A 24,845-nucleotide genomic window follows, 5' to 3' on the forward strand; every position below is an offset into this window, starting at 1 on the left:
CGGAGGCGGGAACGCATGGTATTCAAGCTGTTACGAACGGCCCGGCCGGCTGCGGCCGAAACCAAGGCCTCGGCCGCGGCGGCCGTCGTCGCGGTCCATGGCGCGGGCCGGGCGGCCTGGTCGCCCAGAGACACGGCGTCGCTGACGCGGACCGGGTTCGTCGGCAACCCGGTCGGCTTTCGCTGCGTCAAGATGATCGCCGAGGCCGCCGCGGCGGTGCCGGTGACGGTGCAGGACGCGGCGCGGCGCTACGAGCTGCATCCGCTGGCGGCGCTGCTGGAGCGCCCGAACCCGGGGCAGGGCCGCGCGGCGCTGTTCGAGGCGCTGTTCGGCCAGCTGCTGCTGACCGGCGACGGCTATCTGGAAGCGGCGGGCGAGACCGTCGAGGGGCTGCCGGCGGAACTGCATGTGCTGCGCTCGGACCGGATGAACGTGGTGCCGGGGGCCGATGGCTGGCCGGTGGCCTACGAGTACAAGGTCGGGGCGAAGAAGCACCGGTTCGACATGAGCGCCGGAACGCCGGTGCTGCACATCCGCAACTTTCACCCGCAGGACGATCACTACGGCATGAGCCCGATGCAGGCCGCCGCCGTGGCGGTGGACGTGCACAACGCGGCGGCGACATGGACCAAGGCGCTGCTGGACAACGCCGCGCGGCCCTCGGGGGCGATCGTCTACAAGGGCGCGGACGGCGCCGGGCAGCTGGGCGCGGACCAGTACGGGCGGCTGCGGGACGAGCTGGAGTCGAACTATGTCGGCGCCCGCAACGCCGGCCGGCCGATGCTGCTGGAAGGCGGGCTGGACTGGAAGCCGATGGGGTTCTCGCCGGCGGACATGGAGTTCCACAAGACCAAGGAGGCGGCCGGGCGCGAGATCGCCCTGGCGTTCGGTGTGCCGCCGATGCTGATGGGGTTCCCCGGTGACAACACCTATTCCAACTATCAGGAGGCGAACCGGGCGTTCTATCGCCTGACGGTGCTGCCGCTGATCGGCAAGACGCTGGCGGCGATCAACGGCTGGCTGCCCGAACGGTTCGGGCCGGAGCTGAAGCTGCAGATGGACCTGGACAACATCCCGGCGCTGGCCGCCGAGCGCGAGGCGCTGTGGCGGCGCGTGTCCGATGCCGATTTCCTGACACAGGCCGAGAAGCGGGCGCTGCTGGGGCTGCCGCCCGTCGCCGAGGACGGATGAGCGCGCGCGGTCAGCGCACCACGGGGTCACGTTTTCTGTACGAGCCGTTCGACGCCACCTCGGCGCGGATCGACGCGCACGAACGGATCACCGAGGAACGCTGGATGAACCTGGAGCGACGCCTGCAAGTCATCGAGGGGCTGCTGGACCGCATGGAGCGTCGGTTGTGGCTCGTGGTCTTCGGCGTCGCCGCCTTTCTGGCCGGCGAGGTCGCGGTCTCTCTTCTTTCAACGACGCAATGACGGGAATTGTCATGGGTGGACACAGGCAGGCCTTTGGCCTGGAGACGAAGTATTGCGCATTCGGTGACGGGCTGGCGCTGAGCGACTGCGTGATCGAGGGCTATGCCAGCCTGTTCGGCGCGGTCGACCAGGGCGGCGACGTGGTCCAGCGCGGCGCCTACGACGGCAGCCTGCGCCGGATCGCGCGGGGCGGGCGCCGGGTGAAGATGCTGTGGCAGCACGACCCGACCCGGCCGATCGGCGTCTGGGACGAGGTGCGCGAGGACGAGAAGGGCCTCTATGTGCGCGGCCGGGTATTGTCCGAGGTGCAGAACGGGCGCGAGGCGCTGGCGCTGCTGGAGGCGGGCGCGATCGACGGGCTGTCGATCGGCTATCGCACCCTGCGCTCGGAAAAGGCGGCCGCGGGGCGGTCGCTGCTGGAAATCGATCTTTGGGAGGTATCGGTGGTCACGTTCCCGATGCTTCCCGAGGCGCGGGTGCAGACCGGCGAGGATGCCGTGTCCGACATCGCGCGAGACCTGGCGGAGGCGTTCGCGGCCGCCCGGGAGCAGATGACGTGAGCGATCGCGTCGAACCCAAACCAACATCATCGAGGACGGATGTGATGCACGAGACGGAATCCAAGACCCGTGCCGCGACGCCTGGGCCCGCTGGGGGCGGCGCCCATGAGGTGAAGGCCGCCATGGCCGGATTCGTGAACGATATCATCGCGATGCAGAACGAACTGAAATCCCGGATCAAAGAACAGGAACATCGTTTGACCATGCTTGACCGCAAGACCCTTACCGCCGCCCGCCCCGCGCTCGACGTCCGCGCCGAAGCCGATGTGCCGCACAAGAAGGCCTTCGGCGCCTACCTGCGCTCGGGCGACGACGACGGCCTGCGCCACCTGGAGATCGAGGGCAAGGGCCTGAGCGCCGGCGTCGCGGCCGAAGGCGGCTATCTGGTCGACCCGCAGACCGCCAACACCATCACCGGGGTGCTGCGCGACGCCAGCTCGATCCGCGCCATCGCCAACGTGGTGACGGTCGAGGCGACCGCCTACGACGTGCTGGTGGACCACACCGACATCGGCTCGGGCTGGGCCACCGAGACCGCCAGCGTCACCGAGACGGCGACCCCGCAGATCGAGCGCATCTCGATCCCGCTGCACGAGTTGTCGGCGCTGCCGAAAGCCAGCCAGCGGCTGCTGGACGACAGCGCCTTCGACGTCGAAAGCTGGCTGGCCACGCGCATCGGCGACAAGTTCGCCCGCGCCGAGGGCGGCGCGTTCATCAACGGCGACGGCGTGGACAAGCCGAAGGGCTTTCTGACCTACACCGCGGTCGCCAACGACACCGCCGCCTGGGGTCAGCTGGGCTATGTGGCGACCGGCGCGGACGGCGACTTCTCGTCCACCGAGCCGGCGGATGCGGTCGTCGACCTGGTCTACAGCCTGGGCGCGCGCTATCGCGCCAACGCCACCTTCGTGATGAACTCGAAGACCGCCGGCGCCGTGCGCAAGATGAAGGACGCCGACGGCCGCTTCCTGTGGGCGGACAGCCTGTCGGCGGGCGAGCCGGCGCGGCTGATGGGCTATCCGGTGCTGATCGCCGAGGACATGCCCGACATCGCCAGCGGCGCCACCGCCATCGCCTTCGGCGATTTCGGCGCGGGCTACACCGTGGCCGAGCGCCCGGACCTGCGCATCCTGCGCGATCCGTTCAGCGCCAAGCCGCACGTGCTGTTCTATGCCACCAAGCGCATCGGCGGCGATGTCAGCGACTTCTCGGCGATCAAGCTGCTGAAGTTCTCGCTGACCTGAGGGCGGCGACGCGAAGCCATCGGGGGCGTCCATCGGGGCGCCCCTTTTCTTTTCGGCCCAAGGGAGGCGCGCATGAGCGGCTATCTGATGAAACCCGCCTCGGAAGAGGCGTTGGCGCGGATCGACTGGACGCAGGGCTATCTGGAGCCGGGCGAGGAAGTCTCGGCCGATCTGGGCTGGGCGGTCAGCCCCGGTGGCGAGATCGCGGTGCAGGAACAGCGGGTGGATGGCACCGCGTCGTACGCCAAGCTGGCCGATGGCGTGCCGGGCCGCGTCTACATGGTCAGCGCCCGGGCGCAGACCAGCCGCGGCCGCGCGCTGGAGCGGGCCATCGTCGTGCGCATCTCGGCCTGAGGGGAGCATCATGAACCTTGTGGAACTGAACACGCCGGTCGCGGCGGCGATCCCGGTGCGCGCGTTCGCGGATCATCTGCGGATGGGCACCGGCTTTGCCGACGACGGCGCGCAGGACGGGCTGCTGGAGAACTATCTTCGGGCGGCGATCGCCGGCATCGAGGCGCGCACCGGCAAGGTGGTGCTGGCGCGCGACTTTTCCTGGGATGTGACGTGCTGGTACCGGGACGGGCGCCAGGGCCTGCCGGTGGGGCCGGTGACGGCGATCCAGTCGGTGACGGTGATCGATGCCCAGGGAACCGAGACGATCGTCGATCCGGGGCAGTACCGGCTGCGGCAGGATCTCTATCGCCCCGAGATCGTCGCGCCGCGCCTGCCGGTGATCCCGGCGCACGGGCTGGCGCGGATCGTCTTTACCGCCGGGTTCGGCCCGGCGTGGAGCGACGTGCCCGCCGATCTGGCGCATGCGGTGTTCCTGCTGGCCGCCACGAACTACGAGGCGCGCGCCGATCATGCCGGTCTGGGCGCGACCATGCCGTTCGCGGTGCTGTCGCTGATCGAGCGTTTCAAGACGGTGCGGTTGCTGGGGGACGTGCTTTGAAGCTGCCGAAGCTGACGCGCAGGCTGGCGCTGGAGGAGCGTGTCCGCACGTCCGACGGTATGGGCGGGCACGAAGGTGCCTGGACCCAAGTCGGGCAGTTGTGGGCGGAATTGGTGGCGCGGACGGGAAGCGAGGGTTCTGTCGGCGGGCGCGCAGCGTCCCGGCAGGTCTGGCGCATCACGGTCAGGGGCGCGCCTGACGGCGCCCCCTCCCGTCCGCGCCCGGAGCAGCGGCTCCGGGAGGACAACCGCGTTTTCAACATCCTGAGCGTCGCCGAGGCCGACCCCGAGGGGCGGTTTCTGGTGTGCCGCGCGGAAGAGGGGCTGGCGGTATGAGCTATGCGTTGTCATCGGCCTTGCAGACGGCCGTCTACCAACGACTGAGCGGGGATCCGGCGCTGATCGACCTGGTTGGCCAGGAAATTCACGATGCGCCGCCGCAACTGGCCCCGGCCGAGACGCCCGACCTGCATGTCTCGCTGGGCGAGGAGCGGGTGAAGGACGGCTCGACCAAGACCAGCAGCGGCTCGGTCCATGATTTCACGGTCACGGTGCATGCACGGACGGAAGGGTTCTCGCGGCCGAAGGCGGCGGCGGCGGCCGTCTGCGAGGCGCTGCTGGGCGCCGATCTGACATTGACGCGCGGGCACCTGGTGGACCTGCGGTTCCTGTCGGCGCGCGCCGACAGGGGCCGCCCGAACGAGACACGACGCGTCGAGCTGCGCTTCCGCGCGGTTCTGGAAGACATCTGAACACGAGGGGACAGCCATGGTGGCGCAAAAGGGCAAGGATCTGTTGATCAAGATCGACATGAACGGGTCCGGCAGTTTCGAAACCGTCGCGGGGCTGCGGGCCACGCGCATCACCTTCAACGCCGAGGCGGTGGACGTGACCAACCTGCAAAGCTCGGGCGGCTGGCGCGAATTGCTGGGCGGGACCGGCGTGCGCTCGGCCGCGATCTCGGGCTCGGGCGTGTTCCGGGACCAGAACACCGACGAGCGGGCGCGGCAGATCTTCTTTGACGGGGACATTCCGAAGTTCCAGGTGATCATCCCGGACTTCGGCATCGTCGAGGGGCCGTTCCAGATCACCTCGATCGAGTATTCGGGCAGTCACGACGGCGAGGCGGTCTACGAGATGTCGATGGCCTCGGCCGGGGCACTGAACTTCGCGGCGGTCTGATGGCGAACCCGTATCGCGGAGAGGTGGCGCTGACGATCGACGGCGAGGCGCGCGTTCTGCGGCTGAGCCTGGGCCGGCTGGCGGAACTGGAAGAGGCGCTGCAGACCGGAAGCCTGGTGGCGCTGGTGGAGCGGTACGAGAGCGGGCGCTATTCGGCGCGCGATCTGGTGACGCTGCTGGCCGCCGGGCTGGGCGTGCCGCGCGAGGAACTGGCCGGGGCCGACATCGAGGGCGGCGCGGTCGCCGCCGCGCGCGCCGCCGCCGAGCTGCTGCGCGTCACCTTCCAGGTGCCGGAGGAATCGTGACCCGCATCGCCTGGCCCGCGCTGATGCGCGCGGGGATGATCGAACTGGGCCTGCGCCCGGACGAGTTCTGGGCGCTGACCCCGGCCGAGCTGATGTTCCTGGCCGGCGGCGGCCAGAGCGCGCGCGGCGCACTGTCGCGCGACGGGCTGGAGGCGCTGCTCGCGCGGTTCCCCGACAAGCAGAATGGAGGGTCCGATGGCGGATCTTGAGAACGACCTTGCACGGCTGGAGGGCACGATCCAGGGGCTGGAGAGCTCGATCTCGGGCGCCGAGAGCATGACCACCGCGTTCCGCAGCGAGATGGAGGACGTCACCTCGTCGATGCGGACGGCGAGCCGGGACGCCTCGACGCTGTCGCGGTCGCTGGGCACCAGCCTCAAGCGGGCGATGGACGATCTGATCCTGGATGGTGCGAAGCTGTCGTCGGTGCTGGGCGGCGTCGGGCGCAGCATGGCCGGGTCGGTTCTGAGCACGGCGGTGAAGCCGGTGCAGGATGCGCTGGGCGGGGCGGTGGTCACCGGTCTGAACGGTCTGCTGGGCGGCGTGTTCGCCAACGGCTCGGCGTTCTCCTCGGGGCGTGTCCGCGCCTTCGCCAAGGGCGGCGTGGTCGATGGCCCGACGACCTTCCCGATGCGCGGTGGCACCGGACTGATGGGCGAAGCCGGACCGGAGGCGATCATGCCGCTGAGCCGCGGTCCCGACGGACGCCTGGGCGTGCGGACCCAGGGCGGCGGGCGTCCGGTGCAGGTGACGATGAACATCTCGACCCCGGACGCGGACAGCTTTCGCCGGTCCCGCACCCAGATCGCGGCCCAGCTGAGCCGCGCGCTGGGGCAGGGGCGTCGCAACCAGTGAACGGAAGAAAGAGCGCACCATGAACTTTCACGAAGTACGCTTCCCGGTCTCGCTGTCGTTCGGCTCGGTCGGCGGGCCGGAACGGCGCACCGAGATCGTCACGCTGTCGAACGGCGCCGAAGAGCGCACCACGCCGTGGGCGCATTCCCGCCGCCGCTATGACGCCGGCTTCGGCATGCGCTCGCTGGACGATCTGGAGGAGCTGATCGGGTTCTTCGAGGCCCGCAACGGGCAGCTTTTCGGTTTTCGCTGGAAGGACTGGACCGACTACAAGTCCTGCCTGTCGTCGGGCACGCCGCAGGGGACCGACCAGCGGATCGGCACCGGCGACGGCAGCACCACCGAATTCCGGTTGAGCAAGACCTACAGGTCTGGCGAGGCAAGCTATTCCCGCCCGATCACCAAGCCGGTCGAGGGCAGTGTACGGGTCGCCATCGGCGGCGACGAGAAACAGCTGGGCGCGGATTATTCCATCGATCACCGCTCCGGCATGGTCCGGTTCTCGTCGCCGCCGCAGATCGGCGCGCCGCTGAGTGCGGGGTTCGAGTTCGACGTCCCGGTGCGGTTCGACACCGACCGGATCGAGGCCAGCGTGGCCAGCTTTTCCGCCGGCGAGATCCCGTCGGTGCCGGTGATCGAGGTGCGGATCTGATGGCGGGTGCAGAAACGCTGAAGGCGCGTCTGGCAGAGGGTGCGACGCGCCTGGCCAGATGCTGGGAGATCTGCCGCAAGGACGGCACCCGGCTGGGTTTCACGGATCACGACTGCGCCCTCGAGTTCGACGGTCTGGTGTTCGAGGCAAATGCGGGCCTTGATGCCGGCACGCTGGAGCGGTCGATCGGCCTGAGCGTGGACAATGTCCAGGCGGTCGGTGCGCTGCGCTCGGACCGGGTGTCCGAGGCGGACATCCTCGCCGGGCGCTATGACGGTGCCGAGGTCCGGCAGTGGCTGGTCGACTGGTCGGACCCGGACGCCCGGCTGGAGCTGTTTCGCGGCAGCCTGGGCGAGATCCGCACCGGCAGCGGCCGGTTCGAGGCCGAGTTGCGCGGGTTGAGCGAGGCGCTGAACCACCCGGTCGGGCGGGCGTATCTGAAAACCTGCGACCGGGAACTGGGTGATGCAAAGTGCGGTGTCGATCTTGACGATCCGCGGTTCTCGACCTTGGGCGCTGTCGCCGAGGTCGGGGATCGGCGCGCGCTTACGTTCTATCCGGGCGCCGAGTTCGACCCCGGCTGGTTCGAGGGCGGAGCCCTGACCTGGACCGATGGTGCCAATGCCGGGCTGGACGGTCTGGTCCGGGCCGACCGGGCGTCCGGCGCCGGGCGGGAGCTGACCCTGTGGGCGGAGGCGAAGGCCGGGATCCGGCCGGGCGATCGGTTCCGGGTCGTGGCCGGGTGCGACAAGCACATCCGCACCTGCCGGGCCAAGTTCGCGAACGCGCTGAACTTCCGCGGCTTTCCCTACATGCCCGGCGACGACTGGGTGACGGCTTACCCGCGCCAGGGCGCGACCGGGGGCGAGACCGCCCGTTACTGGGCGGAGGCGCGCGATGAGTGACATCGTCGCCGCGGCGCGCGGCTGGATCGGAACGCCCTACGTTCATCAGGCCAGTCTGAAGCATGTCGGTTGCGACTGCCTTGGCCTGCTGCGCGGCGTCTGGCGCGAGGTCAACGGACCGGAGCCAGAACGGACGCCGGCCTACACGCCCGACTGGGGCGAGCCCGAGGGCGCCGAGCGGCTGCTGGATGCCGCGGCGCGGCATCTGTTCGAGGTCCGGCTTGTCGATGCCGAGCCGGGCGACGTGCTGGTGTTCCGGATGCGCCGCAGGGCGATCGCGAAGCATGTCGGGATCCTGGCGGGCGTCGCCCCGGGGGCGTTCATCCATTCCTACAGCGGCAAGGGAGTCGTCGAGTCCCCGCTGAGCGCGGCCTGGGCCGCGCGGATCGCAGCGGTGTTCCGGTTACCCTGAAAGGATAGACTATGGCGACAGTGGTATTGGCCGCGGCGGGCGGCGCCATCGGCGCGTCCGTCGGCGGGGCCGTGCTTGGGGTTTCCTCGGCGGTCATCGGCAAGGCGGTCGGCGCGACGGTGGGCGCGTGGCTTGACCAGCGCCTGTTCGGCGAAGGCTCGGCCCCGGTCGAGGTCGGCCGGCGCGACCAGCTTCGGCTGACCGGCTCGCGCGAGGGGGCGGCCATGGCGCGGGTCTGGGGACGGATGCGGCTGGGCGGCCAGATCATCTGGTCGAGCGGCTTCGTCGAGGACGTGCGCACGCGCGGTGGCGGCAAGGGCACCGGCGCGGCACCCAGCACCAAGGAGTATTCCTATACGGTCAGCCTGGCGATCGCCTTGTGCGAGGGAAGCATCGCCCGCGTGGCCCGGGTCTGGGCGGACGGGCAGATCGTGGATCTTTCGACGCTGGACATGCGCGTCTACCGCGGCGACGAGGCGCAGCTGCCGGACCCGCTGATCGCGGCGAGCGTTCCGGAGGGCGAAGCGCCGGCGTTTCGCGGAACCGCCTATGTCGTCATCGAGAATCTCGCGCTCGGGCTCTACGGCAACCGCATTCCGCAGTTCTCGTTCGAGGTGGTCCGCCGTCCCGAGGGCGCGCAGGACGACCCCATCGACCAGATCCGGGCGGTGGCGCTGGTGCCGGGCACCGGCGAGTATGCGCTGGCGACCGAGCCGGTCAGCTTTGCCATCGGCAAGGGCGAGACGCGGATCGTCAACGTCAACAACCACGAGGGGCGACCCGATGCGCAGGTGGCCATCGACAACCTGGTGGCCGAGGCGCCGGGTTGCGCGGCCGCCTCGCTGGTGGTCAGCTGGTTCGGCACCGACCTGAGATGCGGATCCTGCGAGATCCTGCCGAAGGTCGAGCAGACCGACCTGGACGGGGGCGGGATGCCGTGGACCGTGTCCGGCCTGGACCGCTCCGGTGCGCCGCCGGTCAGCCGGATCGACGGGCGGCCCGGGTTCGGCGGAACGCCGGCCGATGCCTCGGTCCTTCAGGCCATCGATGCGCTGAAGGCGGCCGGCCAGTCGGTGATGTTCTATCCCTTCGTGCTGATGGATATCCGGGCCGGCAACGGCCTGACGGACCCGTGGACCGGGGCCGGCGATCAGCCCGAGGTGCCATGGCGCGGCCGGATCACATGTTCCGTCGCTCCCGGCCGGGCCGGCTCGCCCGACACGACCGCGGCGGCAGCAACGGAAGTCGCCGATTTCTTCGGGATGGCGCAGCCGGAGGATTTCTCGCTCGTCGACGGGGCGGTGGTCTATTCCGGCCCTGACGAGTGGTCCTATCGCCGGTTCATCCTGCACTACGCGCACCTCTGCGCGGCATCCGGCGGGGTCGATGCCTTCTGCATCGGGTCCGAGCTGCGGAGCCTGACGCAGCTGCGCGATGCTCCGGACGCTTTTCCGGCGGTGCGTGCCTTGCGCACGCTGGCGGCCGACGTGCGGGCGGTGCTGGGGACCGACGTGAAGATCGGCTATGCCGCCGACTGGTCGGAATACTTCGGTCACCATCCGGCGGATGGCTCGGGGGATGTCTGGTATCACCTGGACCCGCTGTGGTCCGATCCGCAGATCGACTTCATCGGGATCGACAACTACATGCCGCTGTCGGACTGGCGCGACGGGACCGACCATGCGGACGCCGATGCCGGATCGATCTACGAGCTCGGCTATCTGATGGGCAACATCGAGGGTGGCGAGGGCTATGACTGGTACTATCCCTCTTCGGCGGCGCGCGAGGCCCAGCTTCGTGCGCAGATCGAGGACGGCGCCTACGACGAGCCATGGACCTTCCGCTACAAGGACATCCGCAACTGGTGGAGCAGGTTCCACTGGAACCGCGTCGGAGGCGTGAAGCAGGCCGCCCCGACCGACTGGCAGCCCGAGGGGAAACCGATCTGGTTTACAGAACTGGGCTGTCCGGCGATCGACAAGGGCACCAACCAGCCCAACGTGTTCGTCGACCCGCTGTCGTCCGAGAACGCGATCCCGCACTATTCGGACGGCGGCCAGGACCGGTACATCCAGCAGCGTTACCTGCAGGCGATGCATCTGTACTGGAACGATGTGTCGATCAATCCCCGCAGCCGCGTCTACGAAGGTCCGATGGTGGACATGTCGCACGCATTCGTGTGGGCGTGGGACGCACGTCCGTGGCCGGATTTCCCCCAGCGGATGGATGTGTGGTCCGACGGGCGGAATTTCGCGTTGGGCCACTGGATTTCGGGCCGGACCCACCTGGTCGGGCTTGGCGAGACCGTGAAGGAGATCTGCGAGCGCGGCGGACTGGCGGATGTCGATGTCAGCGGGCTTCACGGCGTGCTGGCGGGATATCACGTCGAGGCGACGGAGACGGCGCGGGAAAGCCTGCAGCCGCTGATGCTGGCCTATGGCTTCGATGCCTTCGAGCGCGAAGGCAGGTTGGTCTTCCGGAATCGTGGCGGCGCGGCCGTGTGCAGCCTGAACCGCGATCAGCTGGCGGTCCCCGGAAATGATGGCCCGCTGGTCGAGGTGACCCGGTCGCCGGAGGCGGAGATGCCGGCGCGGGTGCGGATATCGTTCGTGCATCCCGAGAAGGACTACCAGACGGTGACGGCGGAGGCGCAGATGCCCGGCGCCGAGGCGCTGTATTCCGCCGGCTCGGACCTGCCGGTGGCGATGAGCCACGCAGAAGCCAATGCGGTGGCGGCGCGCTGGCTGGCGGAGACCCAGGTTGCGCGGGATCATGTGACGTTCTCGTTGCCGCGCTCGATGACAGATGTGGGGGCCGGCGACATTGTCCTGCTTCCGACCGGGGGTGGGACCGGCCGGTTCCGGGTCGATCGGGTAGAGGAGGCGGTTGGCCGTACGGTACAGGCCGTGAGGGTGGAGGATGGCATCTATCGGCGGATTCCCTTCATTCCGGAATTGATCGTTGGTGGTGGTCCGAATGACCGAGGTGCGCCGCACGTCGAGGTCATGGACCTGCCACTTCTCACCGGGGAGGAAATCCCCCATGCACCGTGGGTCGCGGCCGCGCAGGTTCCCTGGAGCGGCCCGCTGGCGATGGCGACTGCGGCGCAGGATTACGACTATCGGCCGCAACCGTCGCTGGTGCGCAGCAGCGTCGTGGGAACGACTCTTTCGCCATTGCCCGCGGCGCAGCCCGGGCGGTGGGCAGAGCAAAGCGTCGATATCGCGCTGAGCGAGGGACCGCTGCTTTCCCGTCCGCAGCAGGACGTGCTGAACGGTGCCAATGTCGCGGCACTCAGGGGGGCCGGCCACGCCGACTGGGAAGTCATCCAGTTCCGGGAGGCGGAGTTGATCGCCGAGCGGACCTATCGGCTGAGCGGTCTGCTGCGTGGACAGGCGGGAACCGACGGCGTGATGCCGCTCACCACCGCAGCGGGCGCGGATTTCGTGTTGCTCGACGGCAGCGCGGAACAGCTTGAGCTGCCGCTGGATGCGCTCGGACTGGAGCGGCACCTGCGGGTGGGTCCGGCCGGCCGTCCATTTGACGACCCGAGCTACCGGCACCTGGTGTTCTCTCCGGCCGGGGCGGGATTGCGGCCTTACACTCCGGTGCATGCCACGGCACGGCGTGGCGGGGCCGGAGCGATCGACCTGCGATGGGTGCGAAGAACCAGGACAGGCGGCGACAACTGGGCCATTGCCGACGTCCCGCTCGGCGAGGTGAGCGAACGCTACCAGGTCCGGGTTCTGAGTGGATCCGCGCTGCTGCGCGAAACGGAAGTTGGCGCCGCTTTCTGGACCTACACCGCGGCAATGCAGGCCGCCGACGGCGCCCCGGCCGACTTGGAATTCCGGATAGCCCAGATATCGGACACATACGGCCCCGGCCTTCAAGCAAGGATCTATTTCAATGAATGAGACATATCAGCATGGTCTGCCCCTGCTTGCGGGCGGGCAGGCGCAGAAGCACGTGACGGTGAACGAGGCCCTCTCGGTGCTTGATGCTGTCGCCCAGTTGCGGATCGTCAGCCGAGATCTGACGGTGCCGCCGCAAGCCGCGGTGGACGGCCAGACCTACGTCGTGCCGTCCGGCGCGACAGGTGCGTGGGCGGGGCAGGAAGGCCGCATCGCGCTTTGGGCGAACGGCGGCTGGAAATACTTCCAGCCGCGGATCGGCTGGGTGGCGTGGTGCGAGGCTTCCGGCGCCTCGATGACCTTTGACGGCGTCGACTGGCAGGAAGATGCCGTTGTCACCAGCGGCTCCGGCGCGGGAACGCTGTTCCGCATCGCGGAAGTCGACCACACGGTTTCGCCCGGACCGATCTCGGTGGCGACGGGGCTGCTGCCGGCGGGCGCCGTCGTCTTCGGCGTCACCGGGCGGGTGATCGAGGCAATCACCGGGGCAGCGAGCGCCTGGACGCTCGGGGCCGGAACGTCCCCGGACAGGTATGGCACGGGTTACGGTATCGCGCGAAACTCCTGGGCGTCGGGGCTGACGTCGCAGCCGTTGGCGTACTACAGCGACACGGATCTGGTACTCACCGCCGAAGGGGGTGATTTTTCGGGGGGCATGGTCAGGCTGGCGGTGCATTATATGCAGATGATCGTTCCGAGGCAGACGTGATGTTGTCGCGATTTGCCAGTGCGCTGCGGCGGTGGTGGTGGACGGATCCCGCTTCGCGAGCGCAGCGGATCTATCGCTTCGTGCCGCGGTAGGCGGCACATCAGGTCTGGTCCCGTAGCCGCGGATCGCAGTCTGACGCGCGCGGGCGGCGCCCGATCAATTCTGAGTTCATCGCAGCATGGGTGCTTGATTTCCGGGCGGAGTGATAAGATGTGTTGGGCCAAGCCGTACAAGGAGGCCCCCGGCATGCCTGAACACGCGACGTTGCTTGCGGAAGTCGATCCCATCTGGTCTCGAATCCGCCTTGAGGCGGAAGAGATCGTGCGTGACGAGCCGCTGATGGCGGCGCTGGTGCACTCGGGGATATTGTACCACAGGTCTCTGGAAAGCGTCCTCAGCTTCCGCCTCGCCCAGAAACTGTCTTCCGAGGAGATGCCCGAACTGATCCTTCGGGAGATACTGGACGAAGCCTATGCCGAGGACGCTTCGCTGATCGATGCCGCGCGAGACGATATCTCGGCGGTCTTCGAGCGTGACCCGGCCTGTCACCGGCTGATCCAGCCCTTGTTGTTCTTCAAGGGTTATCAGGCACTTCAGGCTTACCGCCTGGGCCATTTCCTGTGGGCGCACGGCCGGCGCGACCTTGCCTACTTCGTGCAGATGCGGACGTCGGAGATTTTCGGTGTCGATATCCACCCGGCTGCGCGTGTCGGAAAGGGGATCATGATCGATCACGCGCACTCGATCGTGATCGGCGAGACGGCGGTCGTGGGCAACAATGTCTCGATGCTGCACTCGGTCACATTGGGCGGCACGGGCAAGGAAGACGATGATCGGCATCCAAAAATCGGAGACAATGTTCTGATTGGCGCCGGCGCCGCGATCCTGGGAAACATTCGCGTCGGGGATTGCTCGCGGATCGCTGCCGGATCCGTGGTGCTTGAGGAAGTGCCGCCGTGCAAGACCGTTGCCGGGGTTCCCGCCCGCATCGTCGGAGAGGCGGGCTGTTCGGAACCAGCGAAATCCATGGACCAGTTGCTGCGTGGCGAAGTGACCGAATAGGCCGCGCCGTTAGCAAAGTGGAAAGGCCGGGACAGGGTCCCGGCCTTTGTTGTTCTGCCGGCCGCTCAGGCCAGCATGTTCATCGGCGCTTCGAGATAGCCTTTGACGGCGGCAAGGAATTCCGCGCCGAGCGCTCCGTCGATAACGCGGTGATCCACCGACAGGGTTACCGACATGACGGTGGCGACCTGCACCGCGCCGTCGCCATCGACGACCGGTTTCCGGACGCCCGCACCGACCGCAAGGATCGAGGCGTGGGGCGGGTTGATCACCGCATCGAAGTTCTCCACCCCCATCATGCCGAGATTCGAGATCGCGAACGACCCGCCCTGATACTCGTGCGGCGCCAGCTTGCGTTCGCGCGCCCGCTTGGCGAGGTCCTTTATTTCCGTGGAAAGCCTGGACAGCGTCTTGCTGTCCGCGTCGCGCAGAACCGGCGTGAACAGGCCGCCCTCGATCGCGACGGCGACGGCGACATCCGACGGCTTCAGCTTCAGCACCCGATCAGCAGCCCAAACGGCATTGCAGTCCGGCACGTCCTGCAGCGCCAGCGCGCAGGCCTTGATGATGAAGTCGTTGACGGAAAGCTTGATACCGCGCCCCTCGAGCGACTTGTTCAGTTGAGAGCGGAACTTCAGAAGCGTGTCGATCTGGATGTCGCGCCGCAGGTAGAAGTGCGGGATGGTCTGCTTCGCTTCGACCAATCGCGTGGCGATGGTCTTGCGCATCCCGTCGAGCTTGACCTCTTCATACTCCCGATCGGCATACATCTTGGCCACCGTCTCGGCGGACATTCCCTGCGGCGTCGGGGGTGCGGCGGCTTGAGGCTTGCTGTCGGCGGCCTTCTGCTGGGTTGCCGCTGCAGGCTGAGCCTTGGCGTTCTCGACGTCCGCCTTGACGATGCGGCCGCGCGGCCCCGAGCCGGTGATCTGGCTTAGATCGAGGCCCTTGTCCTTTGCGATGCGACGGGCGAGCGGGCTGGCAAAGATCCGGCTGCCGTCGCCGGAGGAGGATGCTGCCGGCGCCTTTGCGGCGGCGGGGGCCTGATCCCGACCGTTGCCTTGCTGAACTTCGGGCTTCGATGCGGGTTCTTCCTTGGAGGCCGCGGCAGCTTCTTCCTTGGCAGGTGTGTCGCCGATGTCGTCGGCGCTTTCGCCCTCTTCCAGCAGGATGGCGATCGGCTCGTTGACCTTCACGCCCTCGGTTCCCTCGGAGATCAGGATCTTGCCGACGACGCCTTCCTCGACGGCTTCGAACTCCATCGTGGCCTTGTCGGTCTCGATCTCGGCCATGACGTCGCCGGAGGCGATCGAGTCACCTTCCTTGACCAGCCATTTGGCCAGAGTTCCTTCCTCCATCGTCGGGGAAAGCGCGGGCATCAGGATGTTGATGGGCATCTGTTCTTCCCCTCAGCGATAAGTCACGGACTTGACCGCGTCGATGACGTCCTTGGTGGTCACCAGCGCCAGCTTTTCCAGATTTGCGGCATAGGGCATCGGCACGTCCTTGCCGGTGAGGTTGATCACCGGGGCGTCGAGATAGTCGAACGCCTGCTGCATCAGCACGGCCGAGATGTGATTGCCGATCGAAGCCACCGGCCAGCCTTCCTCGACGGTGACGCAGCGGTTGGTCTTTTTCACCGACTCGATCACCGTGACGGTGTCCATCGGACGCAGGCTGCGCAGATCGACCACCTCGGCAGAGATCCCCTGTTCGGCCAGTTCGTCCGCCGCCTGCAGTGCATAGGTCATGCCGATGCCGAAGCTGACGATGGTCACGTCGCTGCCCTGGCGCCAGATTTTCGCCTTGCCGATGGGAACGGTGAAGTCGTCCAGGTCGGGCACGTCGAAGCTGCGGCCGTAGAGGATCTCGTTCTCCAGGAAGATCACCGGGTTCGGATCGCGGATCGCGGATTTCAGCAGGCCCTTGGCGTCGGCCGCCGAGTAGGGCTGGCAGACCTTCAGGCCGGGGATCTGCGCATACCAGGCGGCGTAGTCCTGGCTGTGCTGGGCGCCGACCCGGGCGGCGGCGCCGTTCGGGCCGCGGAACACGATCGGAGAACCCATCTGCCCGCCTGACATGTACAGCGTCTTGGCCGCCGAGTTGATGATCTGGTCGATCGCCTGCATGGCGAAGTTGAAGGTCATGAACTCGACGATGGGGCGCAGCCCGGCGAAGGCGGCCCCGACGCCCACGCCGGCGAAGCCATGCTCGGTGATCGGGGTGTCGATCACGCGCTTGTCGCCGAACTCGTCCAGCAGGCCCTGGCTGATCTTGTAGGCGCCCTGATACTCGGCGACTTCCTCGCCCATGAGGAACACGTCGCCGTCGCGGCGCATTTCCTCGGCCATTGCGTCGCGAAGGGCTTCGCGCACGGTCTGGGTCTTGAAGGTGGTGCCCTCGGGGACTTCCGGCTCGGCCGGGATCGTCACCGCGGCGGCGGGTGCGCTGCCGGGCGCCTTCACCGCAGGCTCGTCGATCGCCGGCTCGTCAGCGTCAGGGGCTGCGGCGTCAGGGGCTGCGGCGCCGTCACCCTGCTTCGCGCCGCCCGCCGGCGCGGCGGAACCGGCGCTGTCCGCAGCCGAGGCGTCCTCGCCTTCCTCCAGCAGCACGGCGATCGGCTCGTTGACCTTCACGCCTTCGGTGCCCTCGGAAATCAGGATCTTTCCGATCACGCCTTCGTCGACGGCCTCGAATTCCATCGTCGCCTTGTCGGTCTCGATTTCGGCCAGGATGTCGCCGGAGGAAACGGTGTCGCCCTCCTTCACCAGCCATTTGGCGAGGGTGCCTTCCTCCATGGTCGGCGACAGCGCCGGCATAAGTATGTTCGTAGCCATATCAGCAAGCCTCTCGGGCGGCCTGCGCGCGGGCAGACCGGGTCATCTGGGAACAAGCGGTGGCGGCGTCGCCGCCGATGGGGCAGGGGCGCCGCATCTTCAGCCGGCTTCGGCGTAGATGTCGGTCCACAGTTCCTCGACGGCGGGTTCGGGGCTGTCCTGCGCGAACTGCGCCGCGTCGTTGACGACGCCCTTGATGTCCTTGTCGATCTCTTTCAGCTCGTCCTCGGTCGCGTGCTTGCCCTTCAGCAGAAGGTCGCGAACCTGATTGATCGGATCGCGCTCGTCCCGCATCTTCTGCACTTCCTCGCGGGTCCGGTACTTGGCCGGATCCGACATCGAGTGCCCGCGATAACGGTAGGTCATCACTTCGAGGATGTAGGGGCCGTTGCCGTCGCGGCAGTGCTTGACCGCCTTTTCGCCCGCGGCCTTGACCGCCAGGACGTCCATGCCATCGACCTGCTCGCCCTCGATGCCGTAGGCGACGCCGCGCTCGTAAAGCGTCTTCGACTTGGTCGACCGCTTGACGCTGGTGCCCATGGCGTACTGGTTGTTCTCGATCACGAAGATCACCGGCAGATCCCACAGCTCGGCCATGTTGTAGGTCTCGTAGACCTGGCCCTGGTTCGCCGCGCCGTCGCCGAAGTAGGTGAAGCAGACATTGTCGTTGCCGCGATACTTGTTCGCGAACGCGATGCCCGCACCCAGAGGCACGTTGGCGCCGACGATGCCGTGGCCGCCGTAGAAGTGTTTCTCCTTCGAGAACATGTGCATCGAGCCGCCCTTGCCGCGGGAATAGCCCCCCTCGCGGCCGGTCAGCTCGGCCATGACCCCCTTGGGATCCATCCCGCAGGCGATCATGTGCCCGTGGTCGCGATAGGTGGTGATGCGCTGGTCGCCTTCCTTCGCGGTGGCCTCGAGCCCCACGACAACGGCTTCCTGGCCGATGTAGAGGTGGCAGAACCCCCCGATCAGACCCATGCCGTACAGCTGACCGGCCTTCTCTTCGAAGCGGCGGATCAGCAGCATGTCGCGATAGTATTGCAGCAGCTCGTCCTTCGAGGCCGCCGGTTTCTTCGCGCGGCCCGAGCTGCGCCTGGTGGTTGTCGCCATTCCATCCCCCCGGGATAGTTTAACATTAAACTATTCTATTATACGGGGCATGTTAGCAGAATTCCACAGCCCACGTCGAAAAAGATCGACAGGGGCCGACGCGCCTTATCTGATGATGATTTCGTCGCCCCGGGCCAGCCCCAGCACCTTGCGCGCCTGCTCGTCCAGCAGGTCGAGGTCCAGGTAGTCGGTGGACATGCGGCGAGTCCGGTTCTCGATCACCTCGCGCTCGGCCTGCAATGCCGCAAGCTCGGCCTCGAGCTTTTGCGCCTGCGCTTCGACCTGGATCCGCCGGAAGGTGCCGTAGTCGCCCTGCACGGCGGCATAGGTGAAATAGCCGATCGCGGCGATCACGAAGATCGAGAACGCCATTCCGAAGAACGTTCTGGTGCCGGCGGTCTGCTCGGTCATGTCACTGCCCCTGCACTCTCTGATGGGTGCCTCGGACCACTATTGCACAGACGAATCGCTTTGGGAATCCGCGTTCTCACCGCATCGGCGCGTTTGTGGCCGGGCCGCCCCGCACGGCGACCCGGCCGGACGTCGATCAGGCCTTGCCCTTGTAGATCTCGACCAGCTTGCCCAGCATCTCCAGAGCGTCGCCGCGCTCGCGCTGGAAGGTGTTGCGACCGATGATCGAGCCGTTGCCGCCGCCGTCGCGGATTGCGCGGGCATCGTCGTAGACGCTGTCGGTGCCCTTCTTCGAGCCGCCCGAGAACACCACGATGCGCCGGCCGTTGAACGCCGAGCGCATCACGTCCGCGACCCGCGCGGCCTGGGTCGAGAGGTCGATCTTCTCGGACTCGTAGACCTTCTTGGCCTCGGGCAGGGACAGGTGATCGGTGGACAGCTTCACCTTGATCACGTGCGCGCCCAGCAGAGCCGCGATCTGCGCGGCGTACGAGGCGATGTCCGCCGCCGTCTCGCCGTCCTTGTCCAGCGCCTCTCCGCGCGGGTAGGACCAGATCACCGTCGCGAGGCCCTTGGCCTCGGCCTCTTCGCGCATCGCCGCGATGTCCGAAAACATGTCGAGCGCCGCCGACGAGCCGGGATAGACGGTGAAACCGATGGCCGCGCAGCCCAGCCGCAGCGCGTCGTCGACGCAGGCGGTGATCGCTTGGGTCTTCGGCGCTTCCTTCGGGATCAGCGAGTTCGCCGAGTTCACCTTCAGGATCGTCGGGATCTGTCCGGCGAAGGTGTCGGCGCCGGCCTCCAGCATGCCCAGCGGGGCCGCATAGGCGTTCAGTCCCGCGTCGATCGCCAGCTGGTAGTGATAGTGCGGGTCATATGCGGGCGGGTTCGGCGCGAAGCTGCGTGCCGGTCCGTGCTCGAATCCCTGATCGACGGGAAGGATGATGACCTTGCCGGTGCCGCCCAGCTTGCCCGTCATCAGGATCCGGTTCAGATTGGCTTTCACACCGGGCGTGGTGCCCTCGTAGTTCGCCAGGATCTTCTGAACGGTACGCGTTGATTTCATGGTGTTTCCCCAGGGCCAAAGAAGGTGAAATCTGCGTAGCCGGTCGCGGCGGGCCGGTCAACTGAACCGGCGCGCCTCAGCCCAGCGCCGCGACGCCGGGCAGGGTCTTGCCCTCCAGCCATTCCAGGAACGCGCCGCCGGCGGTCGAGACATAGGTGAACCGCTCGGCGGCGCCGGAGCCGTTCAACGCCGCGACGGTGTCGCCGCCGCCGGCCACCGAAAGCAGTGCGCCGGCCTCGGTCATCCGGGCGGCCTCGGCCGCGGCGGCATCGGTGGCGGCGTTGAACGGCGGGATCTCGAACGCGCCGAGCGGGCCGTTCCAGACCAGCGTCTTCGCGGTCTCGAAGGCCGCGACCACGGCGGCGATGCTGTCCGGGCCGGCGTCCAGGATCATCGCGTCGGGCGGGCAGGCATCCGCGGGCACGGTCTGCGACGCGGCCCCGGCCTTGAACTCCTTCGCCACCACCACGTCGCTGGGCAGCAGCAGGGTACAGCCCTTCGCCTCGGCTTCGGCCATGATCGCGCGCGCGGTGTCGGCCAGATCGTGTTCGCACAGCGACTTGCCCACGTCGATGCCCTTGGCGGCGAGGAAGGTGTTGGCCATGCCGCCGCCGATCACGATCGTGTCCACCTTTTCCAGCAGGTTGCCCAGCAGGTCCAGCTTGGTAGACACCTTGGCGCCGCCGACGACGGCGACCAGCGGCCGCTCGGGCTCGGACAGCGCTGCCTCCAGCGCCTTCAGTTCGGCCTCCATCAGCCGCCCGGCGCAGGACGGCAGGCGGTGCGCCAGCCCCTCGGTCGAGGCATGGGCGCGGTGCGCGGCCGAGAACGCATCGTTGCAGAAGACATCGCCCAGTCTCGCAAGCTGGTCGGCGAACGCCGGGTCATTGGCCTCCTCGCCGGGGTGGAAGCGGGTGTTCTCCAGCAGCAGCACGTCGCCCGGCTCGAGGTCCGCGACCGCGGCTTCGGCGGTGTCGCCGACGCAGTCGTCGGCGAACCGCACGTCGCGGCCCAGCACGTCCGACAGCGCCTGGCGGGTGATTTCCAGGCTCATCTCGGGGACGACCTTGCCCTTCGGGCGGCCGAAATGCGCCAGCAGCACCGGCTTTCCGCCGGCCTTGAGGATCGCATCGATCGTGGGCTTGATCCGGTCCATCCGCGTGGTGTCGGTCACGTGCCCGTCCTCGACCGGGACGTTGATGTCCACGCGGGTCAGCACGGTCTTGCCGGACAGGTCCATGTCGTCGAGCGTCTTCCAGGTCACGGCGTCATCCTTTCGGTTGTCAGCGCCAGAATGCGATCCAGTTGGTCCAGTCGAACAGCTTGCGGCCGAGCCAGAGCAGCACGGCGCCGTCCAGATAGACCCGGTCGGCCCAGGCCAGGCCCAGCACGACCAGGATCACCAGAAGCGCCTGCCAGATCCGCACCGCGGTCAGCGCCGGATCAGAGCAACGCCTCGGCCCGTTCCACCACCGCGTCGGCGGTGATGCCGAAGTGCTTGAACAGATCGCCCGCGGGGGCCGAGGCGCCGAAGCTTTCCATGCCGACGAACCCGGCCTTGGCGGCCGAGCCGCGCTCGCCGGTCAGCCAGCGGTCCCAGCCATAGCGCAGCGCCGCCTCGATGCCGATGCGCACCGGCCCGCGCGGCAGCACGCGGGCGCGGTAGCGATCGTCCTGCTGCTCGAACAGCTCCTCGCACGGCATCGATACGACGCGGGTGCCGATCCCCTTGGCCTCGAGCTGCGTCTGCGCCTCCATCGCCAGGCTGACCTCCGAGCCGGTGGCGAGCAGGATCACCTGCCGCTTGGCGGTGCTTTCCGACAGGATGTAGGCGCCCTGCGCCGACAGGTTCTTCGTGCTGTGCCTGGTGCGCACCGTCGGCAGGCCCTGCCGGGTCAGCGCGATGACGCTGGGCCGGTCGGGGGTTTCCAGCGCGCACTGCCAGGCCTCGGCGGTCTCGACCACGTCGGCCGGACGGTACACGTTCAGGTTCGGCATCGCGCGCAGCGCGGCCAGATGCTCGACCGGCTGGTGCGTGGGGCCGTCCTCGCCCAGACCGATGCTGTCGTGGGTCATGACATAGATCACCCGCTTGCCCGACAGCGCCGAGATCCGCATCGCGCCGCGCGCGTAATCCGAGAACACCAGGAAGGTGCCGCCGTAGGGAATCACCCCGCCGTGCAGCGCCAGGCCGTTCATCGCCGCCGCCATGCCATGTTCGCGGATGCCGTAGTAGACATAGCGCCCGTTGCGGTTGCCGGGCTCGAACGTGCCCATGTCCTTGGTCAGCGTGTTGTTCGAGCCGGTCAGGTCGGCCGAGCCGCCAATGGTCTCGGGCAGGGCCTTGTTGATCACCTCCAGCACCATCTCCGACGCCTTGCGGGTGGCGACCTTCGGCGCGGCGGCGCTCTGCTCGGACTTGAAATTGCGGATCTGGTTGGTCAGCGCCTTGGGCAACTCGCCGGCAACGATACGGTCGAACTGCTCGCGGCGGCGCTTGCCGAGGCCCTCGAGGCGCTCCTCCCAGGCGGTACGGGCGGCGGCGCCCTGGGCGCCGATGGCGGCCCAGGCGTCGCGCACGTCCTGCGGGATCACGAACGGCTCGTGGCTCCAGCCGTAGATCTCGCGTACCGCGGCGATCTCGTCCGCGCCCAGCGGCGAGCCGTGGGCGCCGGCGGTGTCCTGCTTGTTCGGCGCGCCGTAGCCGATATGGGTGCGGCAAGCGATCAGCGACGGCTTGGCGCTGGCCTTGGCTGACAGGATCGCCGCGTCGATCGCGGCCGGGTCATGGCCGTCGCACTCGAACACGTCCCAGCCGGCGGCGCGGAACCGCGCCGGTTGGTCGGTGATGTCCGATTTCGACACCTTTCCGTCGATGGAGATGCCGTTGTCGTCCCACAGAACGACAAGTTTCGACAGCTGCTGCTTGCCGGCCAGGCCGATCGCCTCGTGGCTGATGCCTTCCATCAGGCAGCCGTCGCCGACGAAGACGAAGGTGTGGTGATCGACGATCCGCGGCGAGAATCGCGCCGACAGCGACGCCTCGGCCATGGCCATGCCCACCGCGGCTCCCAGACCCTGGCCCAGCGGCCCGGTGGTGGTCTCGATGCCCTTCGCGAAGCCGTATTCCGGATGCCCGGCGGTCTTCGAGCCGAGCTGCCGGAAGTTCTTCAGCTCGTCCAGCGTCATGTCGTCGTAGCCGGTCAGGTGCAGCAGCGCGTACAGCAGCATCGAGCCGTGGCCGTTGGACAGCACGAAACGGTCGCGGTCCGGCCAGTCCGGCGCTTTCGGGTCGAACTTCAGGTGCTTTTCGAACAGGACCGTGGCGATGTCGGCCATGCCCATCGGCATGCCGGGGTGACCCGAGTTGGCCGCCTCGACGGCGTCCATGGCCAGCACGCGCAGCGCGGCGGCCTTGGCGAAATGCTCGGGGTGGCGGGTACGAAGATCCTGTGGGGTCACTGATCGGCCTCTGTGCAGCGGAAAGCGGAGCGGCTCCGGCCCCGCAAGGGGACCGCATCGCACCAATACCGATTGACCCCGAAGGGTCAAGCGCGTCGGAGCGGGATGAGACGCGAGGGGCCGGAATTTCGGGGATGCAGAGCGGCGCCGGATTGGCATAGACTGCTGCAAGAACGCGGCGCAACATCCGCAGAAACAAGGAGAGGTTCCCAAATGGACGAGCTCAGGGCACTCGAGACGCGGCTGGAGAAGGCGCTCAGCGTGCTGGAACAGGCCGATGGCGCGACCGGCGCCGGTAACGCCGGTCGCCTCGCCGAGCTGGAAGCCGAGAACCGCGCGTTGTCCGAACGCCTCGAGCAGGTCACCGGCGAGCGCGAGAAGGATCTTGCGCAGCTCGACACCCTGATCGCCCGTCTGCGCCCGCTGATCGAGGAGACAGCATGATGCCCGAGACCGCGCTGAACATCGGCGGCCGCGAATACCGCGTGGCGTGCAACCCCGGCGAGGAAGATCAGCTGCAACAGGCCGCGGCGCTGCTGGACACCGAGGCGCAGAGCCTGCTGAAGGCGCTGGGCCGCGTTCCCGAGACGCGGATGCTGCTGATGTCGGGGCTGATGCTGGCCGACCGCACGACCGAGATCGCGATCCAGGCGCAGGCCCTGCAGAAAGAGGCGCAGTCGCTGAAATCCCGCCTGCGCGAGGCCGAGGACCGGGTGGCCACGCTCAGCTCGCAGGCCTCGGCCGCCGGCAACGGCGCCGATACCGCCGAGATCGAGGAAGCGCGCCGCACCGCGGAAGCCGCCATTGCCACGCTCGAGGCCGCAACCCTGCGGGTCGAGCGCATGGCAGCGGAACGGCGGGCCTGACCGGCCCGCCGCGCCAGACGTGAAGAAACCGGCTCAGGCGGGTTGATTCGCCTCGCGAATCTTCTCCGCGGCGGCCTTGTCGAAGGCGACGCCGTTCTTCTCGAACATCTCGTCCAGCTCGCCCGACAGGGTCATCTCGACGATGATGTCGCAGCCGCCGACGAACTCGCCCTTGATGTAAAGCTGCGGGATCGTCGGCCAGTCCGAGAAGCTCTTGATGCCCTCGCGCACGGCGTCGTCGGCCAGCACGTTCACGTCCTTGAACGGCACGCCCATGTAGTTCAGCACGCCCGCCACCTTGGACGAGAATCCACATTGCGGCATCTGCGCGGTGCCCTTCATGTAAAGCACCACGTCGTTCGAACCTACCTCGTCGCGGATGCGGTCGTGTACAGCGTCGCTCATGTCCTTGTCCTTTGCCTCTGGCGCCGGCCGGGCCTGCGCCGTTTCAGTCCTTCGCGTTCCCGCCGTTGTCCTGCGGGGCGGCGTCCTTGTCCAGATCCTTGCCGCGGATCGTGATCGGCGGCACCTTCGGCCGGTGGCGACGGCGGATCCGCTTGAGCAGCAGCAGATAGACGAAGATCGCGACGACCGCGATCAGGAACGCCTCGGCCGACCAGGGCATGCGGTCAGGCGTCCCGCGGCCGCGTGGTCAACGCCAGCGCGTGCAGCTCGCCCGCGGTGCCGTCCATCTTGCCCTTCAGCGCCGCATAGACAAGCTGATGCTGCTTGACCCGGCTCAGGCCGCGGAATTCGTCGGCGACCACGGTGGCGGCGTAATGGTTGCCATCGCCGGCCAGGTCCTTGATCTCGATGTCGGCCGTGGGGAAGGCCTCGCGGATCAGGTTTTCGATTTCGCGGGCTTCCATCGCCATCTGCGGCTGCCTCCTTCGATCGGGAACA

Annotated in this window: 31 protein-coding genes; 20 read left to right on the plus strand and 11 right to left on the minus strand. The window is 67.9% G+C overall.

Features of this window, described 5'->3' with window-relative positions; all coding sequences use genetic code 11:
* Positions 1–15: 15 nt before the first annotated feature.
* The 18 genes from GE300_RS05095 to cysE all read left to right on the plus strand — a co-directional run bounded on the left by GE300_RS05095 (position 16) and on the right by cysE (position 14,187).
* The gene (locus tag GE300_RS05095) at positions 16–1,191 is read left to right on the plus strand and encodes a phage portal protein (RefSeq protein ID WP_154445460.1); all 1,176 of its coding nucleotides are present in this window, start codon (positions 16–18) and stop codon (positions 1,189–1,191) included.
* On the plus strand, positions 1,188–1,433 hold the full coding sequence (locus GE300_RS05100; protein ID WP_154445461.1) for a GTA head formation protein, RCAP_rcc01685 family: 246 nt from the start codon (positions 1,188–1,190) through the stop codon (positions 1,431–1,433). The genes GE300_RS05095 and GE300_RS05100 overlap by 4 nt, the downstream gene beginning before the upstream one ends.
* A gap of 11 nt (positions 1,434–1,444) precedes the next feature.
* Positions 1,445–1,993 carry an HK97 family phage prohead protease gene (locus tag GE300_RS05105; RefSeq protein ID WP_154445462.1) on the plus strand — a complete coding sequence of 183 codons (549 nt, stop codon included), beginning with the start codon at positions 1,445–1,447 and terminating at the stop codon, positions 1,991–1,993.
* Positions 1,994–2,037: 44 nt separating this feature from the next.
* Positions 2,038–3,237, plus strand: a complete 1,200-nt coding sequence (locus tag GE300_RS05110; protein ID WP_154445463.1) for a phage major capsid protein — start codon at positions 2,038–2,040, stop codon at positions 3,235–3,237.
* Positions 3,238–3,309: 72 nt separating this feature from the next.
* On the plus strand, positions 3,310–3,591 hold the full coding sequence (locus GE300_RS05115) for a phage fiber-tail adaptor protein (RefSeq protein WP_154445464.1): 282 nt from the start codon (positions 3,310–3,312) through the stop codon (positions 3,589–3,591).
* Between the two features lie 10 nt (positions 3,592–3,601).
* Positions 3,602–4,192 (plus strand): head-tail connector protein, encoded by a 591-nt coding sequence (locus GE300_RS05120; protein ID WP_154445465.1) that lies wholly within the window; start codon positions 3,602–3,604, stop codon positions 4,190–4,192.
* Positions 4,189–4,527 (plus strand): head-tail adaptor protein, encoded by a 339-nt coding sequence (locus tag GE300_RS05125; RefSeq protein WP_154445466.1) that lies wholly within the window; start codon positions 4,189–4,191, stop codon positions 4,525–4,527. Before GE300_RS05120 ends, GE300_RS05125 begins: the two co-directional genes overlap by 4 nt.
* A complete protein-coding gene (locus GE300_RS05130; protein ID WP_154445467.1) occupies positions 4,524–4,943 on the plus strand; it encodes a DUF3168 domain-containing protein in 420 nt (139 codons plus the stop codon). Before GE300_RS05125 ends, GE300_RS05130 begins: the two co-directional genes overlap by 4 nt.
* 16 nt (positions 4,944–4,959) lie before the next feature.
* On the plus strand, positions 4,960–5,373 hold the full coding sequence (locus GE300_RS05135) for a phage major tail protein, TP901-1 family (protein WP_154445468.1): 414 nt from the start codon (positions 4,960–4,962) through the stop codon (positions 5,371–5,373).
* Positions 5,373–5,678 carry a gene transfer agent family protein gene (locus GE300_RS05140; protein WP_154445469.1) on the plus strand — a complete coding sequence of 102 codons (306 nt, stop codon included), beginning with the start codon at positions 5,373–5,375 and terminating at the stop codon, positions 5,676–5,678. The genes GE300_RS05135 and GE300_RS05140 overlap by 1 nt, the downstream gene beginning before the upstream one ends.
* Positions 5,675–5,887, plus strand: coding sequence for a rcc01693 family protein (locus GE300_RS05145; RefSeq protein WP_325063108.1), 213 nt, complete (start codon positions 5,675–5,677; stop codon positions 5,885–5,887). The genes GE300_RS05140 and GE300_RS05145 overlap by 4 nt, the downstream gene beginning before the upstream one ends.
* Positions 5,874–6,533, plus strand: coding sequence for a phage tail tape measure protein (locus GE300_RS05150; protein ID WP_154445470.1), 660 nt, complete (start codon positions 5,874–5,876; stop codon positions 6,531–6,533). The genes GE300_RS05145 and GE300_RS05150 overlap by 14 nt, the downstream gene beginning before the upstream one ends.
* A 19-nt stretch (positions 6,534–6,552) precedes the next feature.
* Positions 6,553–7,185, plus strand: coding sequence for a DUF2460 domain-containing protein (locus GE300_RS05155; protein WP_154445471.1), 633 nt, complete (start codon positions 6,553–6,555; stop codon positions 7,183–7,185).
* Entirely contained in the window at positions 7,185–8,090 is a 906-nt protein-coding gene (locus tag GE300_RS05160) for a DUF2163 domain-containing protein (protein WP_154445472.1), read from the plus strand. The genes GE300_RS05155 and GE300_RS05160 overlap by 1 nt, the downstream gene beginning before the upstream one ends.
* On the plus strand, positions 8,083–8,502 hold the full coding sequence (locus tag GE300_RS05165) for an NlpC/P60 family protein (RefSeq protein ID WP_154445473.1): 420 nt from the start codon (positions 8,083–8,085) through the stop codon (positions 8,500–8,502). Before GE300_RS05160 ends, GE300_RS05165 begins: the two co-directional genes overlap by 8 nt.
* An 11-nt stretch (positions 8,503–8,513) precedes the next feature.
* The gene (locus tag GE300_RS05170; RefSeq protein ID WP_154445474.1) at positions 8,514–12,419 is read left to right on the plus strand and encodes a baseplate multidomain protein megatron; all 3,906 of its coding nucleotides are present in this window, start codon (positions 8,514–8,516) and stop codon (positions 12,417–12,419) included.
* Positions 12,412–13,125: a DUF2793 domain-containing protein gene (locus tag GE300_RS05175; protein WP_154445475.1), complete on the plus strand. Its 714-nt coding sequence runs from the start codon at positions 12,412–12,414 to the stop codon at positions 13,123–13,125. Before GE300_RS05170 ends, GE300_RS05175 begins: the two co-directional genes overlap by 8 nt.
* A gap of 246 nt (positions 13,126–13,371) precedes the next feature.
* Positions 13,372–14,187, plus strand: coding sequence for a serine O-acetyltransferase (cysE, locus tag GE300_RS05180; protein WP_154445476.1), 816 nt, complete (start codon positions 13,372–13,374; stop codon positions 14,185–14,187).
* A gap of 65 nt (positions 14,188–14,252) precedes the next feature.
* Here cysE and GE300_RS05185 read toward each other — a convergent pair whose 3' ends face one another.
* The 8 genes from GE300_RS05185 to tkt all read right to left on the minus strand — a co-directional run bounded on the left by GE300_RS05185 (position 14,253) and on the right by tkt (position 23,076).
* On the minus strand, positions 14,253–15,584 hold the full coding sequence (locus GE300_RS05185; protein ID WP_154445477.1) for a pyruvate dehydrogenase complex dihydrolipoamide acetyltransferase: 1,332 nt from the start codon (positions 15,582–15,584) through the stop codon (positions 14,253–14,255).
* Positions 15,585–15,596: 12 nt separating this feature from the next.
* A complete protein-coding gene (locus tag GE300_RS05190; RefSeq protein ID WP_154445478.1) occupies positions 15,597–17,024 on the minus strand; it encodes a pyruvate dehydrogenase complex E1 component subunit beta in 1,428 nt (475 codons plus the stop codon).
* A 99-nt stretch (positions 17,025–17,123) separates the two neighbouring features.
* A complete protein-coding gene (pdhA, locus tag GE300_RS05195; RefSeq protein WP_154445479.1) occupies positions 17,124–18,137 on the minus strand; it encodes a pyruvate dehydrogenase (acetyl-transferring) E1 component subunit alpha in 1,014 nt (337 codons plus the stop codon).
* Positions 18,138–18,242: 105 nt separating this feature from the next.
* Positions 18,243–18,548 (minus strand): FtsB family cell division protein, encoded by a 306-nt coding sequence (locus GE300_RS05200; RefSeq protein ID WP_407647684.1) that lies wholly within the window; start codon positions 18,546–18,548, stop codon positions 18,243–18,245.
* Positions 18,549–18,684: 136 nt separating this feature from the next.
* On the minus strand, positions 18,685–19,614 hold the full coding sequence (locus GE300_RS05205) for a class I fructose-bisphosphate aldolase (RefSeq protein ID WP_154445480.1): 930 nt from the start codon (positions 19,612–19,614) through the stop codon (positions 18,685–18,687).
* A gap of 76 nt (positions 19,615–19,690) precedes the next feature.
* Complete coding sequence (locus tag GE300_RS05210) at positions 19,691–20,878, minus strand: phosphoglycerate kinase (RefSeq protein ID WP_325063109.1); 1,188 nt, start codon at positions 20,876–20,878, stop codon at positions 19,691–19,693.
* Positions 20,879–20,897: 19 nt separating this feature from the next.
* Positions 20,898–21,041: a glyceraldehyde-3-phosphate dehydrogenase gene (locus GE300_RS05215; RefSeq protein WP_325063110.1), complete on the minus strand. Its 144-nt coding sequence runs from the start codon at positions 21,039–21,041 to the stop codon at positions 20,898–20,900.
* Positions 21,042–21,057: 16 nt separating this feature from the next.
* The gene (gene tkt, locus GE300_RS05220; RefSeq protein ID WP_325063111.1) at positions 21,058–23,076 is read right to left on the minus strand and encodes a transketolase; all 2,019 of its coding nucleotides are present in this window, start codon (positions 23,074–23,076) and stop codon (positions 21,058–21,060) included.
* Between the two features lie 213 nt (positions 23,077–23,289).
* Between tkt and GE300_RS05225 the strand changes: the two genes are divergently transcribed.
* Together GE300_RS05225 and GE300_RS05230 are read left to right on the plus strand one after the other, a co-directional pair.
* Complete coding sequence (locus GE300_RS05225; protein WP_154445482.1) at positions 23,290–23,520, plus strand: hypothetical protein; 231 nt, start codon at positions 23,290–23,292, stop codon at positions 23,518–23,520.
* Positions 23,517–23,942 (plus strand): cell division protein ZapA, encoded by a 426-nt coding sequence (locus tag GE300_RS05230; RefSeq protein ID WP_233416768.1) that lies wholly within the window; start codon positions 23,517–23,519, stop codon positions 23,940–23,942. Before GE300_RS05225 ends, GE300_RS05230 begins: the two co-directional genes overlap by 4 nt.
* 33 nt (positions 23,943–23,975) lie before the next feature.
* Here the strand turns inward: GE300_RS05230 and grxD are convergent, their stop codons facing one another.
* Genes grxD through GE300_RS05245 form a run of 3 tightly spaced genes read right to left on the minus strand, consistent with a single transcriptional unit; the run spans position 23,976 to position 24,817 of the window.
* On the minus strand, positions 23,976–24,347 hold the full coding sequence (gene grxD, locus GE300_RS05235; RefSeq protein WP_154445483.1) for a Grx4 family monothiol glutaredoxin: 372 nt from the start codon (positions 24,345–24,347) through the stop codon (positions 23,976–23,978).
* A 43-nt stretch (positions 24,348–24,390) separates the two neighbouring features.
* Positions 24,391–24,567, minus strand: coding sequence for a hypothetical protein (locus GE300_RS05240; RefSeq protein WP_154445484.1), 177 nt, complete (start codon positions 24,565–24,567; stop codon positions 24,391–24,393).
* Between the two features lie 4 nt (positions 24,568–24,571).
* Complete coding sequence (locus GE300_RS05245; RefSeq protein WP_154445485.1) at positions 24,572–24,817, minus strand: BolA family protein; 246 nt, start codon at positions 24,815–24,817, stop codon at positions 24,572–24,574.
* Positions 24,818–24,845 lie beyond the last annotated feature (28 nt).

The organism is Halovulum marinum, assembly GCF_009697225.1.
Classification (GTDB): Bacteria; Pseudomonadota; Alphaproteobacteria; order Rhodobacterales; family Rhodobacteraceae; genus Halovulum; species Halovulum marinum.